11 protein-coding genes and 1 pseudogene are annotated in these 13,385 nt (G+C 72.0%); 8 read left to right on the top strand and 4 right to left on the bottom strand.

The window, feature by feature from the left end:
• Window positions 1-43: 43 nt before the first annotated feature.
• Entirely contained in the window at window positions 44-1,081 is a 1,038-nt protein-coding gene (locus FHS29_RS29885) for a spermidine synthase (protein ID WP_312865162.1), read from the bottom strand.
• Between the two features lie 26 nt (window positions 1,082-1,107).
• Window positions 1,108-2,478 (bottom strand): YibE/F family protein, encoded by a 1,371-nt coding sequence (locus FHS29_RS29880; protein ID WP_184696369.1) that lies wholly within the window; start codon window positions 2,476-2,478, stop codon window positions 1,108-1,110.
• A 318-nt stretch (window positions 2,479-2,796) separates the two neighbouring features.
• Between FHS29_RS29880 and FHS29_RS29875 the strand changes: the two genes are divergently transcribed.
• Entirely contained in the window at window positions 2,797-3,423 is a 627-nt protein-coding gene (locus tag FHS29_RS29875; protein WP_246441011.1) for a nitroreductase family protein, read from the top strand.
• 36 nt (window positions 3,424-3,459) lie between these two features.
• Here the strand turns inward: FHS29_RS29875 and FHS29_RS29870 are convergent, their stop codons facing one another.
• Both FHS29_RS29870 and pnuC read right to left on the bottom strand, forming a co-directional pair.
• Window positions 3,460-4,539 carry an AAA family ATPase gene (locus FHS29_RS29870; protein WP_184696366.1) on the bottom strand — a complete coding sequence of 360 codons (1,080 nt, stop codon included), beginning with the start codon at window positions 4,537-4,539 and terminating at the stop codon, window positions 3,460-3,462.
• Complete coding sequence (gene pnuC / locus FHS29_RS29865; protein WP_312865161.1) at window positions 4,536-5,174, bottom strand: nicotinamide riboside transporter PnuC; 639 nt, start codon at window positions 5,172-5,174, stop codon at window positions 4,536-4,538. Before pnuC ends, FHS29_RS29870 begins: the two co-directional genes overlap by 4 nt.
• A gap of 46 nt (window positions 5,175-5,220) precedes the next feature.
• Here pnuC and FHS29_RS29860 point away from each other — a divergent pair, with 46 nt between their 5' ends.
• From FHS29_RS29860 to FHS29_RS29830, 7 genes and pseudogenes are all read left to right on the top strand, one after another.
• Window positions 5,221-7,128, top strand: a complete 1,908-nt coding sequence (locus FHS29_RS29860) for an intein-containing Rv2578c family radical SAM protein (RefSeq protein ID WP_184696362.1) — start codon at window positions 5,221-5,223, stop codon at window positions 7,126-7,128.
• Window positions 7,129-7,239: 111 nt separating this feature from the next.
• The gene (locus FHS29_RS29855; protein WP_184696360.1) at window positions 7,240-7,641 is read left to right on the top strand and encodes a nuclear transport factor 2 family protein; all 402 of its coding nucleotides are present in this window, start codon (window positions 7,240-7,242) and stop codon (window positions 7,639-7,641) included.
• 72 nt (window positions 7,642-7,713) lie between these two features.
• Window positions 7,714-8,316 (top strand): TetR/AcrR family transcriptional regulator, encoded by a 603-nt coding sequence (locus tag FHS29_RS29850; RefSeq protein WP_184696358.1) that lies wholly within the window; start codon window positions 7,714-7,716, stop codon window positions 8,314-8,316.
• Entirely contained in the window at window positions 8,313-9,095 is a 783-nt protein-coding gene (locus tag FHS29_RS29845; protein ID WP_184696356.1) for a TIGR03084 family metal-binding protein, read from the top strand. Before FHS29_RS29850 ends, FHS29_RS29845 begins: the two co-directional genes overlap by 4 nt.
• A 56-nt stretch (window positions 9,096-9,151) precedes the next feature.
• Window positions 9,152-10,650: pseudogene (locus FHS29_RS29840) on the top strand (acyclic terpene utilization AtuA family protein).
• On the top strand, window positions 10,647-11,792 hold the full coding sequence (locus tag FHS29_RS29835; protein WP_184696355.1) for an acyl-CoA dehydrogenase family protein: 1,146 nt from the start codon (window positions 10,647-10,649) through the stop codon (window positions 11,790-11,792). Before FHS29_RS29840 ends, FHS29_RS29835 begins: the two are co-directional and overlap by 4 nt.
• Window positions 11,789-13,384 carry an acyl-CoA carboxylase subunit beta gene (locus tag FHS29_RS29830; RefSeq protein WP_184696353.1) on the top strand — a complete coding sequence of 532 codons (1,596 nt, stop codon included), beginning with the start codon at window positions 11,789-11,791 and terminating at the stop codon, window positions 13,382-13,384. Before FHS29_RS29835 ends, FHS29_RS29830 begins: the two co-directional genes overlap by 4 nt.
• Window position 13,385: the final 1 nt, after the last annotated feature.

Here is a 13,385-nt window from a genome sequence, read left to right as displayed (position 1 = left end):
TGCCCGCGACCCGGCCGGGGTGTCGGCGCGTGGTGGTGACGGGTCAGTCGGACGGCAGGCCCCAGGTGCCCTTCGGCGGGGGCGGGGACTGGGTGGCGGTCTCGTCCGTCGTGGCCCGGGTGCCGCCGATGAACCTGATCAGGGAGTCGTCGTGCTCCACCCGCCCCGGGAACGGGTCGCCCGCCGTGCGGCGGACCAGGTCCGGGATCGGCAGTTCGACGTACGAGCCGAGGAGCACGAAGTTGCCGAAGCGGCGCCCTCGGAACACGGCGGGCTCGGCCATCACGCACACGTGCGGGAACACCTCGCACACGGTCGCCGCCTGGGCCTTGGCGAACGCCAGTTTGCCGCCGTCGCCGATGTTCGCCGCGTAGATCCCGCCGCCGCGCAGCGTGCGGGCCGCGAGTTCCACGAACTCGACGGACGTCAGGTGCGCCGGGGTCCGGGCGCCCGCGAAGACATCGGTCACCACGAGGTCGAAGGTGTCCTCCGGCGCCTTGGCCAGCACCTCCCGGGCGTCACCGTGGCGGATCTTCACCCGCCACGTGCGGTCCAGCGGGAGCAGGCCGCGCACCAGGTCGATGAGCGCCGCGTCGATCTCCACGACCTGCTGCGTCGAACGGGGTCGGGTGTCGGCGATGTAGCGGGGGAGGGACAGCGCCCCGCCGCCCAGGTGCAGAGCCCGGACCGGGTCGTCGCCGGGCGCGAGCAGGTCGGCCACGTGGCCGAGCCGGCGGACGTACTCGAACTCCAGGTGGCGCGGGTCGTCCAGGTCGACGTGCGACTGGGGCGTGCCGTTGAGGCGCAGGGTCCACGCGCGGGGCACGTCCGGGTCTGGGACGAGTTCGGCGATGCCCGAGTCGACCTCTCTGGTGATGGTCTCGTCGGCCTTCCGGGTGCGTCCCACACCCTGATTATCCCGGTAGCGCCGGACCGCGTCGCCGATGGTCGGGCAGCCGGTCCACCAGCCCGCCCGGCCGCTCCGTGCCGCCTCGTCGCGGACCGGGGCGGCGGCCGGGACGCGGATCGGCTCGTCCGGTCGGCCGGTGTCGCCGGCCAGGGCGGTGATCCTCGGTCCCACCCGGCGCGGCCACGTCCTCCGCTCACCTAGACCGGCCGCCGCCACGGCCCTTTGGCCGGGTCGTACCCGGTGCGCAGGTCCCCGGTCATCCGGGACCACCGCTCCGGCTCCGGTTCCGGCTCGTCGTCCCACCCGTCCTCGGCCTCGTCGTCCGGCTCGTCGTCGAGGTCTTCGTCGGCCTCGATCCGGGGCACGTCCTCCCGCCCCGCCACGAACGCCGCCAACGCCGTCGTGATCGGCACCGCCGCGACCAGGCCGATGCTGCCGACCAGGGTGCGCACGACCTCCTGCGCCACCTGCTGCGCGGTGAGGATCTCGCCGAGGTCCCGGCCGGACAGCGAGAACGCCAGCAGCAGCGGCAGCGCGGTGCCCGCGTACGCCATGACCAGCGTGTTCACCACCGACGACAGGTGGTCGCGGCCGATCCTGGACCCGGCGGCGTACAGCTCGCGGAACCCGAGCGACGGGTTGGCCCGCCGCAGCTCCCACACCGCGCTGGTCTGCGTCACGGTCACGTCGTCCAGCACGCCCAGCGCGCCGATGATGGTGCCCGCCAGCAGCAGCCCGCGCGTGTCGATGCCGTGCCCGAGCAGCGACACCAGGTTCGCGGTGTCCTGGTCCAGCCCGGTGAGCTTGCCGAACGCCGAGAACACCACGCCCAGCACACCGATCAGCGCGAGGCTGACCAGCGTCCCGAGCACCGCCGCGGAGGTGCGGGCGGACACGCCGTGCGTGAGGTAGAGGACCACGAACATGATCAGCCCGGCCCCGACCACGGCGACCGACAGCGGGTCCTCGCCGGCCAGGATCGCGGGCAGCACGAACAGCACCAGGACGACGAAGCTCAGCGCGAGCGCACCCAGCGCGGCCAGGCCCCGCCACCGCCCGAGCAGCAGCACGGCCGCCACGAACAGCACCACGAGCAGCACCATCGGCACGCCGCGCTGGAAGTCGGCGAGCTGGTAGGACTGGCTGGACGTCGGATCGCCCCCGCCGAACGACAGGACCACCGCGTCGCCCACCGCGAACGTCGGGGAGGACGCCTGGTCCGGCACCGGGATGCGCACCTCCCGCCCGGTCGCCGCGCCGTCGGCCATCTTCACCGTCACCAGCACGCACCCGGTCGCGCCGGGCTGGTCGGCATCGGGCCCGCACCCGCCGCGCGCCACGGCCGTCACGTCGCCGCGCACCGGAACCTGCGTGAGGCCCGCGTCCGCGCCGGTGGGCTGGTCGTGGCCGAACGGGTAGAGCACCAGTGCGCCCACCACGGTCGCCAGCACCAGCGGCAGCAGCAGGACCAGCAACAGCCTGCGGACCGGCGCGGACGAGGGCTCGGTGTCGCGGCCGTGCCCGTGGCCGTGCGCGGCGATCAGGTCCTTGGCGTGCACGGTGCACATACTGCCTGATCTTCACCGCAGCGGTCCGGGCAGCTTCCATGGGCGCGCTTCCGTCCACAAAGGACTCGCCACCGCTCCGGGTGAGGTGGTTCACCAGGACACCCCGCCGGAGGGCGCCCCGCTCCGGGTGCACGACGACCTGTGCCTGGCCGACCGGTTCCCGATCACCGCCGACCGTCCGATTTCCGGACACTTCGGTGCGAATTTCGGGTTCGGGGGTTCAACACATCGGGTTGCGGTGCCACAGTCCGTGGGGTGACGAACTGGACTCCCATCCACGGTCAGGACTTTGAACCGCTGCCCTACCGGCCCGCGCGGATGCCGGCCGAGCAGTCCCTGCGCACGGCGGCCGAGCTGCGCGCCCGCATGGACGAGCGCCGCACGGTCCGCATGTTCTCCCCGGACCCCGTGCCCACCCAGGTCGTGCTGGACGCGATCGCCGTCGCGTCGACCGCGCCGAGCGGCGCGCACCAGCAGCCGTGGACGTTCGTCCGCGTGGTCGACCCCGAGGTGCGCAAGGCGATCCGGGCCGCCGCCGAGCACGAGGAGCGCATCTCCTACAACGGGCGGCTCGGCGACGAGTGGCTCGACGCGCTGCGACCGCTGGGCACCGACGACGTCAAACCGCACCTCACCGACGCGCCCGAGCTGGTCGTCGTCTTCCAGCAGCGCTTCTACCTGGAACCCGACGGCAGCAGCCGCAAGCACTACTACGTCGACGAGTCCGTGGGCATCGCGGTCGGCATGTTGCTCACCGCGCTGCACCTCGGTGGGCTCGCGGCGCTGACCCACACGCCGTCGCCGATGAAGTTCCTGGGCGAGGTGCTGGGCCGGCCGCGCAACGAGAAGGCGTTCGCGGTCATCCCGATCGGCTACCCGGCGGACGACTGCGTGGTGCCGAACCTGGTCCGCAAGTCGCTGGACCAGGTACTGGTGACGGTCTAGCCCGAGCGTCCGGCATCCGGCGCAACGGGTCGTCGGCTAGCCCAACGGGTCCGCGAAGCGGAAGTGCCGCGCCAGCACCGGTTCGCACGCCGCCACGGCCTGTCCCAGCCGGGCGGCGGGCGAACCGGTGACCACCGACCACGGCACGCCCCGCTCCGCCAGCCCCGCGCGGAACAGGCCGGTCATCCAGGCGCGCAGGTGCTCGCCGTCGCGCCAGCCGTCCTGCTCGAACGGCACGCCCTCGTGGTCGGTGAGCAGGTACAGAGCGGGGCGGTGCGCGTCGGGCGCGATGTCCGGGTGTGGCGCGCCCAGGTACCGGTGACCCCACACGGTCGCGGCCCACGGGTCGTTGTCGCACACCAGGATCGGCCGTTCGGCGGCAGCGGCGTCCGCCAGCTCCTGCTGCCGCGCCGCGACGTCCTGGAAGTCGCCGACTGTCCACACCAGACTGTCGATGGAAGCGGCCGGGTCGAACGCCTTGGCGGCGGCCAGTTTGTGCTCGGTGTGAAGACGGCCGTATTCGGGTACCCAGGAAGCGCCGAGGTGCGCCGCGAGTTGTCGCGACAGCGTGGTCGTGCCGGTGCTCTCGGCCCCGACCACGACGATCCGCGCGCACAGGCCGGCACGGGTCGCGGGCGCGAGGTGGTGCCAGTTCGCCTCCGGTGCCGCCCGGACCGCGGTGCCGGAGACCGGGTGCGCGGATCGTCCGATATCGACCAGGACATGTTGTGCGCCAAGGCGTTTCGCCATTTCGTCACCGTAGGACTCGCTGGAGAACACGGCGTCGACCGGTGCGAGCGACGGGTCGCCGTCCAGGATGGCCCGCCGCGCCAGCACGGCCCGCGTCACCGCCATGTGCAGCTCCCACACGGTGTCGCTGTGGAAGTCCATCGGGTGGTCGTCGATGTCGCCGAGAATCACCAGGCCCGGTGTCCCCGCGTGCTCGGCGCGCAACCACGCGACGCGCGACGCCACCGGGATGGACTCGACGGACGACGCCAGCACCGTCACGGTGACCCGGGAGCTGCGCGCGACCGCCGCCCGGATCAGGTGGTGGTGGCCGACGTGCGGCGGGTAGAACTTGCCGAGCACCAGGGAATGTGTGAACTCCGTCATGCCGCGACCAGGTCCGCGCGCCGGGCGCGGGTCCAATTCCGCAGGCCCAGCACGCACAGGCCGATGAACCCCAGGTAGAGGATCGCCGTGAGCCACAGGTCCTTGTAGGCGTACAACGGTACGTAGATCACGTCGGCCGCGATCCACAGCCACCAGCACTCGACCTTCTTGCGGGTCTGACCCCAGGTGGCGAGCAGGGAGAGCACCGTCGTGACCGCGTCGGCCCACGGCACCGTGGAGGTGGTGAACGACTTGAGCACCCACACGATCAGCAGCGTGCCCGCCACACCCGTCCCCAGCAGCCACCACCACTGCGCGGGCGTGGTGCGGCTGACCGGCAGCGGACCGCGTCCGGTGCCGCCGCGCAACCACGCCCACCAGCCGTACAGCGCCAGTGCGATGTAGACGACCTGGAGACCCGAGTCGGCGTAGAGCCCGCCGGTCGCGAACAGCACCAGGAAGGCCAGGTTGTTGAGGATGCCGATCGGCCAGTTCCAGGAATTCTGCCTGGCCACCAACCACACGCACAGGGCGCCCGTGACGAAACCCGTCACCTCGCCCCAGCTGGTGCCGACGCCGGCGAAGGTGACCGCAGGGGTGTTGAAGGGCCAGAGGATGACGTCCAGTAGTGACACCGGTACTCCGTTTGACGGCTGTTCGAACGCATGTTCGAATGTGGGCATGCGATGGGACGGGCAGAAGGACGGGGCGGACCGGCAGCAGGCTCTGCCGGGGTTGCCGGGACTGGTCCGCAGCGTACGAACTCCCGACTTCGCCGACGTCGTGTTCCACGAGGTGCGTGCCAAGTCCGTGCTCAACAGGGTTCCCGGCGGACGGCTGCCGTTCGGCTGGACGGTCAACCCGTACCGGGGCTGCACGCACGGGTGCACGTACTGCCTGGCCGGTGACACCCCCGTCCTGCTGGCCGACGGCCGCACCAAGCCCATCGCGGAACTCTCCGTGGGGGAGGAGGTGTTCGGCACGCGCGAAGGCCGGTTCGTCACCACGCGCGTCCGGGCGCACTGGACGACCGTCAAGCCCGCCTACCGGCTCACCCTGGAGGACGGCACCCAGGTCGTGGCGAGCGGCGACCACCGGTTCCTGGCCGACGACGGCTGGAAGCACCTGACGCCGGGCCGTTGCGCGGACTTCGAGGAACGGCCGTTCCTGGTGAAGGGCGCCCGGCTGGTCGGCACGGGCCGGTTCGCCGCACCGCCGGCGGTGAACGACGAGTACCGGCGCGGCTACCTGTGGGGCGTGGTGCGCGGCGGGCTGCCCAGCGACCCGGACGTGCTGGCGCGGGCGCAGGAGTACGCGGGTGGTGCGATCCCGCGCGAAGGCGAGTTGGTCGAGTGGCCCACCACGCCCGGCGAAGACTGGTCGAAGGGCTTCCTCGCGGGCGTGTTCGACGCGCGGGGCTCGGCGACCGCCGGTGAACTCGTGCTGTCCAGTTCGGACAGCGTGGTGTTCGAGGCGGCGGTGCTGGCGTTGATGCGCCTGAAGGTCGCGCACGTGGTCGAGGTGCGCGGCGTGCGGATCACCGGTGGCCTGGCGGAGAAGCTGCGGTTCCTGCACCTGACGGGTCCGGTGGTGGCACGCGGCAACGTGGTGCAGGGCATGGAGGTCCCGCGCCGGACGCAGCTCGGTGTCGTGTCGGTGGAAGCGCTGGGCGTGACGCGGACGCTGTACGACATCACCACCGGCACCGGGGACTTCGTGGCGAACGGTCTGGTCAGCCACAACTGCTTCGCCCGCAACACGCACACCTACCTGGACCTGGACGCCGGGCGCGACTTCGACACCCAGGTCGTGGTGAAGGTGAACGCGGTGGAGGTGCTCACCTCGCAGCTGAAGTCGCGGCGCTGGCAGCGCGAGCACGTGGCCATGGGCACGAACACCGACCCGTACCAGCGGGCTGAGGGCCGGTATGCGCTGATGCCGGGGATCATCAAGGCGCTCGCGGACTCCGGCACGCCGTTCTCCGTGCTGACCAAGGGAACGGTGCTGTCCCGGGACATCCCGCTGCTGAGCGAGGCCGCCAAGGGGGTGTCGGTCGGCATCGGGGTGTCGATCGCCTTGCTGGACCGGGAGTTGCAGGCGGGGTTGGAGCCGGGCACGCCGAGCCCGCAGGCACGGCTGGAGCTGGTGCGCAAGGTCCGCGAAGCGGGGCTGCCGTGCGGGGTGTTCGTCGCGCCGGTGCTGCCGGGGCTGACCGACTCGGTGGAACGGCTGGACGAGCTGCTGGCGGAGATCGCGGCGGCGGGCGCGTCCGGGGTCACCGTGCTGCCGCTGCACCTGCGGCCGGGTGCGCGGGAGTGGTTCGCGCGGTGGCTGCTGAGGGAACGCCCGGACCTCACCGACGGGTACCGCAAGCTGTACGCGCGCGGTTCGTACGTGGACGCCCGCTACCGGCGTTGGCTCGCCGCCCGGATCCAGCCGCTGCTGCGGCGGCACGGCTTGGACGTGAAGCGCAGCCTGGACGCGGTGGGGGTGCCCGGCGACGACGAGGGCGTGTGGCCGGAAGGCAGCCTTCCCTCGTCGGTGCCGAACCCCCGCGGCGTCGACCAGGAACAACTCACCCTGCTCTGACCACCGGCCGGGAATCGCCGGCAACTCTCTGACCTGCGCCTATGCCGGAGTTGTGCGGCGTAGGTCACTGCTGCCGACCTTTTTCGTACGTCGTACGGTACAATGTACGACATGAGTGCTCTGCCGGGTAGTGGTGCTGGGTTCGTGCCGACCGACGAGGACGTGGCGGGCGTCCTGGAGTGGTTCGAGAAGTGGGATGCGCTGGCGGTCGCCAAGGACGTCGAGTCCATGGCGGGGATGGCGCTGTTCCCGGTCAACGCGGTGACCGACGGGTCGGCGGAGTCGTGGGACCGGGCCCGGTTCCTGACCGACATGGCGGCGCAGTTGGGTGACGGCGACGTGCGGATGGAGTCCGTGCGGACGCCGATCTTCGTGAACGCCAACCTGGTCTTCGTGATCACCGACGCGACCATCACGGCGGGCGAGTTCTCGCAGGTGGTCCGGTACGGCGACCTGCTGGTGAAGACCGACGGGAAGTGGCTGTTCCAGACCATGGCCCAGGGCGGCTGGTAACCGCCGCGGCATGGTCCGCGCCACTAACAAGCAGTCTTGACTGTTTGTTAGTGGCGCGGAACACTCGGCCGCATGGCCACCGAGACCAGGCAGCGCCAGGCCGACCGCAGTCGGGGCACCCGGCGCAAGCTGATGGAAGCGACCGTCGAGTGCCTGGTGGAACTCGGCTGGTCCGGCACGACGACGACGGTGGTGGCCGAACGCGCGGGCGTGTCCCGCGGCGCGCAGCTGCACCACTTCCGCACGCGCGGCGAACTCGTCGCGGCGGCGGTCGAACACCTGGGCGCGGAGAGCGTCCTGCACCTGAAGGAACGCGCCGCCCGGCTCAACGGGGACTCCCCGGAGGAACGCATCCCGGCGGTGGTCGAGCTGATCGCCGACTTCTACGCCAGCGACCTGTTCACCGCGGCCTTGGAGCTGTGGGTCGCCGCGCGCACCGACGCCGAGCTGAAGACCGTCGTGGTGCCGCTGGAGGTACGCCTGGGCCGGGAGACCCACCGCCTCGCCGTGGAACTGCTGGCCGCCGACGAGGCGAAGCCGGGCGTCCGCGAGGCCGTGCAGATCACCCTGGACCTGGTGCGCGGCCTGGCGCTGGCCAACCAGCTCACCGACGACGGGAAGCGGCGCAAGCGGATCGTCCGGCACTGGGCGCAGATGCTGGAGGCCGCGCTGTGATCACCGCCGTCCTGGACGACCTGCGCGCGGAGAGCGCCGTGCTGGACGACCTGGTCGCCCCGTTGGACGACTGGAGCACGCCCACCCCGGCGCCGGGCTGGACGATCGCGCACCAGATCAGCCACCTGCGGTGGACCGACCGGATCGCCGCGCTCGCCGCGACCGACCCGGCCGCGTTCGCCCGGGAGCTGCGGACCGCGACGCCGGACCTGGTCGACCGCGGCGCGGACGAGCCGGTGACGCTCACCGAGTGGCGGGCCGGTCGGCTGGCGCTGGAACAGGCGCTGCTGGCGGTGCCGGCGGGCGTGAAGGTGCCGTGGTTCGGGCCGCCGATGAGCCCCACGTCCATGGCCACCGCGCGGCTGATGGAAACGTGGGCGCACGGGCAGGACGTGGCCGACGCGCTGGGTGTGGCGCGCGAGCCCACCGCGCGGCTGAAGCACGTGGCCCACATCGCGGTCCGGGCGCTCGGGTACGCGTTCCTGGTCAACGGCCTGCCGGTGCCGCAGGAGCCGGTCCGCGTCGAGCTGGCGGGTCCGAGTGGCGAGCTGTGGACGTGGGGACCGGAGGACGCGGCCGACCGGGTCACCGGCCCCGCCCTGGACTTCTGCCTGCTGGCGACGCAGCGGCGGCACCGGGACGACCTGGCGGTGGACGCGGTCGGCGAGGTGGCGCAGCAGTGGCTGCGGATCGCTCAGGCGTTCGCCGGTCCACCCGGCCCCGGCCGCGAGAAAGGCTCCGCTGACCGGGGCTCCGCCGACGGGCGGGGGCGGTCGTGATCCGGATCGGCAACGCGTCGGGGTTCTACGGCGACCGGTTCTCCGCCGTGCGCGAGATGCTGGACGGCGGTGACCTGGACGTCCTGACCGGCGACTACCTGGCCGAGCTGACCATGCTCATCCTCGGCCGCGACCGGATGAGGGACGCGAGCCTCGGCTACGCCCGGACGTTCCTGCGCCAGCTCGAAGAGTCCCTCGGGCTCGCGCTGGAACGCGGCGTGAAGATCGTGTCCAACGCGGGCGGCCTCAACCCCACCGGACTCGCCGAGGCGGTCGACGAGCTCGGGCTGGGCGCGAAGGTCGCCTGCGTGACGGGGGACGACGTGCGGTCGCGGTTCCCGGATGCGTTGACCGCCAACGCCTACCTCGGCGCGTGGGGCATCGCCGAGGCGCTGCGGGCCGGTGCGGACGTCGTCGTCACCGGGCGGGTGACCGACGCGTCACTGGTCGTGGGACCGGCCGCGGCCCACTTCGGGTGGGCGCGCGACGAGTGGCACGCGCTGGCCGGCGCGACCGTGGCCGGGCACGTGCTGGAGTGCGGCACCCAGGCCACCGGCGGCAACTACTCCTTCTTCACCGAGATCGACGCCACGCGGCCGGGGTTCCCGATCGCCGAGGTCCACCGCGACGGCTCGTCGGTCATCACCAAGCACGACGGCACGGGTGGTGCGGTCACCGTCGACACCGTTACCGCGCAACTGCTCTACGAGATCGGCGACCCCGCCTACCTCGGGCCGGACGTGGTGAGCCACTTCGACACGGTCCGGCTGGAGCCGCACCCGCGCGGTGTCCGGATCTCCGGGGTGCAGGGCAGTCCGCCACCGGACACGCTGAAGGTGTGCCTGAACTTCCCGGGCGGCTTCCGCAACGCGACCACGTTCGTCCTCTGTGGACTGGACGTCGAGGAGAAGGCCGCCCTGGTCCGGCGCCAGCTGGAGGACGCGGTCGGCTCCGAGGGCCTGACCTGGACACTGGCCCGCACCGAGCACGCCGACGCGGACACCGAGGAGACCGCGAGCGCGTTGTTGCACGCGACGATCAAGACCACGGACCCGAAGCGGGCCAAGGCGTTCTCACGGGCGGGCATCGAACTCGCGCTGGGGTCGTACCCCGGGTTCCACGTGACGGCCCCGCCCGGTGACGGCACGCCGTTCGGCGTCTACCGGGCCGCCTACGTGCCACGGGGTTCCGTGCCGCACCGGGTCGTCCTGCCGGACGGGGAGGTGGTCGACGTATGAAGGTCCCGCTGGGCACGATCGCCGGCGCGCGGTCCGGTGACAAGGGCGGCGACGCCAACCTGGGCGTCTGGGTGCGCACCGACGCGCAGTACGCGTGGCTGGCCGGGGAGCTGACCGCGGACCGGCTCAAGGAGCTGCTGCCCGAGGCGGGCGAGGTGGTCCGCCACGACCTGCCGAACCTGCGGGCGCTGAACTTCGTGCTGCGCGGCCTGCTAGGCGACGGCGTGGCCTCGTGCACCCGGTTCGACCCGCAGGCCAAGGCGTTGGGCGAGTGGCTGCGCTCGCGCCACGTCGACATCCCGGAGGGGCTGCTGTGACGACCCTGTTCGAGACCCCGGAGCGCAGGGACCTGCGGGCCACCGTGCGGAGGTTCACCGAGCAGGAGGTCGTGCCGCACCTGTCGGACTGGGAACGCGCCGGCGAACTGCCTCGCGCACTGCACCGCACGGCCGCGAAGATCGGGCTGCTGGGCATCGGTTTCCCGGAGAGCGTCGGCGGCGCGGGCGACCTGCTGGACACCGTCGTGCTCACCGAGGAGCTGATCCAGGCCGGCGGCTCGTCCGGTCTGGTCGCCGGGCTGCTCACGCACGGGATCGCGCTGCCCCACATCGTGGACTCGGGCAACCGGGACCTGGTCGACCGGTTCGTCCGGCCGACGCTGGACGGTGAGCTGATCGGGGCGCTGGCGGTCACCGAACCCGGCGGCGGGTCGGACGTGGCGGCACTGCGCACGACCGCACGCCGGGAGGGCGACCACTACGTCGTCAACGGCGGCAAGACGTTCATCACCTCCGGCGACCGGGCGGACTTCGTCACCACGGCCGTGCGCACCGGCGGCCCCGGCCACCAGGGCATCAGCCTGCTGGTGGTGGAGAAGGGCACGCCCGGCTTCGGCGTCGACCGGCGGCTGGAGAAGATGGGCTGGCACTGTTCGGACACCGCCGAGCTGTCCTTCGTGGACGCCCGGGTGCCGGTGGCGAACCTGGTGGGCGAGGAGAACGGCGGCTTCGGCCTGGTCATGCGCCAGTTCCAGGTCGAACGGGTGTCGCTGGCGGTGCAGGCCTACGCCACCGCCCAGCGGTGTCTGGACCTCGCCATCGCCTACGCGCGGCGGCGGGAGACGTTCGGCAGGCCGTTGATGGGGCGTCAGGTGGTGCGCCACAAGCTGGTGGAGCTGGCGCAGCGCACCGACCTGGCCCGCGTCTACACCCGTGAGGTGGCGACGAGGGTGGCCGACGGCGAGGAGTGCGTGGCCCGGGTGTGCTTCGCCAAGAACGCCGCCGTGGAGGCCTGCGCGTTCGTCGTGGACGCCGCCGTCCAGCTGCACGGCGGCGCGGGCTACCTGCGCGACAGCGAGGTGGAACGGCACTACCGGGACTCGCGCATCCTGGGCATCGGCGGAGGGGCCACCGAGGTGATGGTGGAACTGGCCGCGAAACGATTGGGGTTCACCGCATGACCACGTTGCGCACCAGGCTGGACACCCGGTCCGCCGAGTACCGCGAGAACCGGGAAGCCCTGCTGGGCAAGCTGGACGAGCTGGACACCGAGCAGGCCAAGGCGCTCGCGGGCGGTGGCCCGAAGTACACCGAGCGGCACCACGGTCGCGGCAAGCTGCTGGCGCGGGAGCGGATCGAGCTGCTGGTCGACGAGGACAGCCCGTTCCTTGAGCTGTCCCCGCTGGCCGCCTGGGGCACCGACTACCCGGTGGGCGCGAGCATCGTGACCGGCATCGGGGTGGTGGAGGGCGTCGAGTGCCTGGTCGTCGCCAACGACCCGACCGTGCGCGGCGGCGCGAGCAACCCGTGGACGCTGCGCAAGACGTTCCGCGCCAACGACATCGCGTTGCAGAACCGGCTGCCGGTGATCAGCCTGGTCGAGTCCGGCGGCGCCGACCTGCCGAGCCAGAGCGAGATCTTCATCCCCGGCGGGCGGGCGTTCCGCGACCTGACCCGGCTCTCCGCCGCCGGGATCCCCACCATCAGCACGGTGTTCGGCAACGCCACCGCCGGCGGTGCGTACGTGCCGGGCATGTCGGACTACGTGGTGATGATCGACCAGCGCTCGAAGGTCTTCCTCGGCGGTCCGCCGCTGGTGAGGATGGCCACGGGGGAGGAGTCCGACGACGAGTCCCTCGGTGGGGCGCGGATGCACGGCACCACGTCCGGGCTGGCGGACTTCGTCGCGGTGGACGAGGTCGACGCGATCCGGCTGACCCGCCGGATCGTCGCCCGGCTCAACTGGCGCAAGCTCGGGCCGGAGCCGAAGGAGTCCGAGCCCCCGCTCCACGACGAGGAGGAGCTGCTCGGCCTGGTGCCGACGGACGCGCGGATCCCGTTCGACCCGAGGGAGGTCGTCGCCCGGATCGTGGACGGCTCCCGGTTCGACGAGTTCAAGCCCGAGTACGGCAGCAGCCTGGTCACCGGCTGGGCCGACCTGCACGGCTACCCGATCGGCGTCCTGGCCAACGCGCGCGGCGTGCTGTTCAGCGAAGAGGCGCAGAAGGCCACGCAGTTCATCCAGCTCGCCAACGCCAACGACACCTCGTTGCTGTTCCTCCAGAACACCACCGGCTACATGGTCGGCGCGCAGTACGAGCAGGGCGGCATCATCAAGCACGGCGCGATGATGATCAACGCGGTCTCCAACAGCAAGGTGCCGCACCTGACCGTGGTCATGGGCGCGTCCTACGGCGCGGGCAACTACGGCATGTGCGGCCGGGCGTACGACCCGCGCTTCCTGTTCACCTGGCCGAACGCCAAGTCCGCGGTGATGGGACCGGTGCAGCTCGCTGGTGTGCTGTCGATCGTGGCGCGGCAGGCCGCCGCCGCGAAGGGCCAGGACTACGACGAGCAGCACGACGCCGCGATGCGGCAGATGGTGGAAGGCCAGATCGAGCAGCAGTCCCTGGCGGCGTTCCTGTCCGGGCGGCTCTACGACGACGGCGTGATCGACCCGCGCGACACCCGCACGGTGCTCGGTCTCTGCCTGTCGGCGATCCACAGTGGACAGGTCGAGGGCGCCGAGGGCTACGGCGTCTTCCGGATGTGAG

Origin of the sequence: Saccharothrix tamanrassetensis (assembly GCF_014203665.1) — a bacterium.
GTDB lineage: Bacteria > Actinomycetota > Actinomycetes > Mycobacteriales > Pseudonocardiaceae > Actinosynnema > Actinosynnema tamanrassetense.
Note: the sequence above shows the minus strand (reverse complement) of the source record. Positions and strands in the feature narration are given on the sequence as shown.

What these genes read in the sequence shown, in the direction of transcription:
- FHS29_RS29880 (WP_184696369.1), bottom strand. Translation starts at nt 2,478, where the DNA reads ATGTGCACCGTGCACGCCAAGGACCTGATCGCCGCGCACGGCCACGGG.
- FHS29_RS29875 (WP_246441011.1), top strand. Translation starts at nt 2,797, where the DNA reads ATGCCGGCCGAGCAGTCCCTGCGCACGGCGGCCGAGCTGCGCGCCCGC.
- FHS29_RS29870 (WP_184696366.1), bottom strand. Translation starts at nt 4,539, where the DNA reads ATGACGGAGTTCACACATTCCCTGGTGCTCGGCAAGTTCTACCCGCCG.
- FHS29_RS29860 (WP_184696362.1), top strand. Translation starts at nt 5,221, where the DNA reads ATGCGATGGGACGGGCAGAAGGACGGGGCGGACCGGCAGCAGGCTCTG.
- FHS29_RS29855 (WP_184696360.1), top strand. Translation starts at nt 7,240, where the DNA reads ATGAGTGCTCTGCCGGGTAGTGGTGCTGGGTTCGTGCCGACCGACGAG.
- FHS29_RS29850 (WP_184696358.1), top strand. Translation starts at nt 7,714, where the DNA reads ATGGCCACCGAGACCAGGCAGCGCCAGGCCGACCGCAGTCGGGGCACC.
- FHS29_RS29830 (WP_184696353.1), top strand. Translation starts at nt 11,789, where the DNA reads ATGACCACGTTGCGCACCAGGCTGGACACCCGGTCCGCCGAGTACCGC.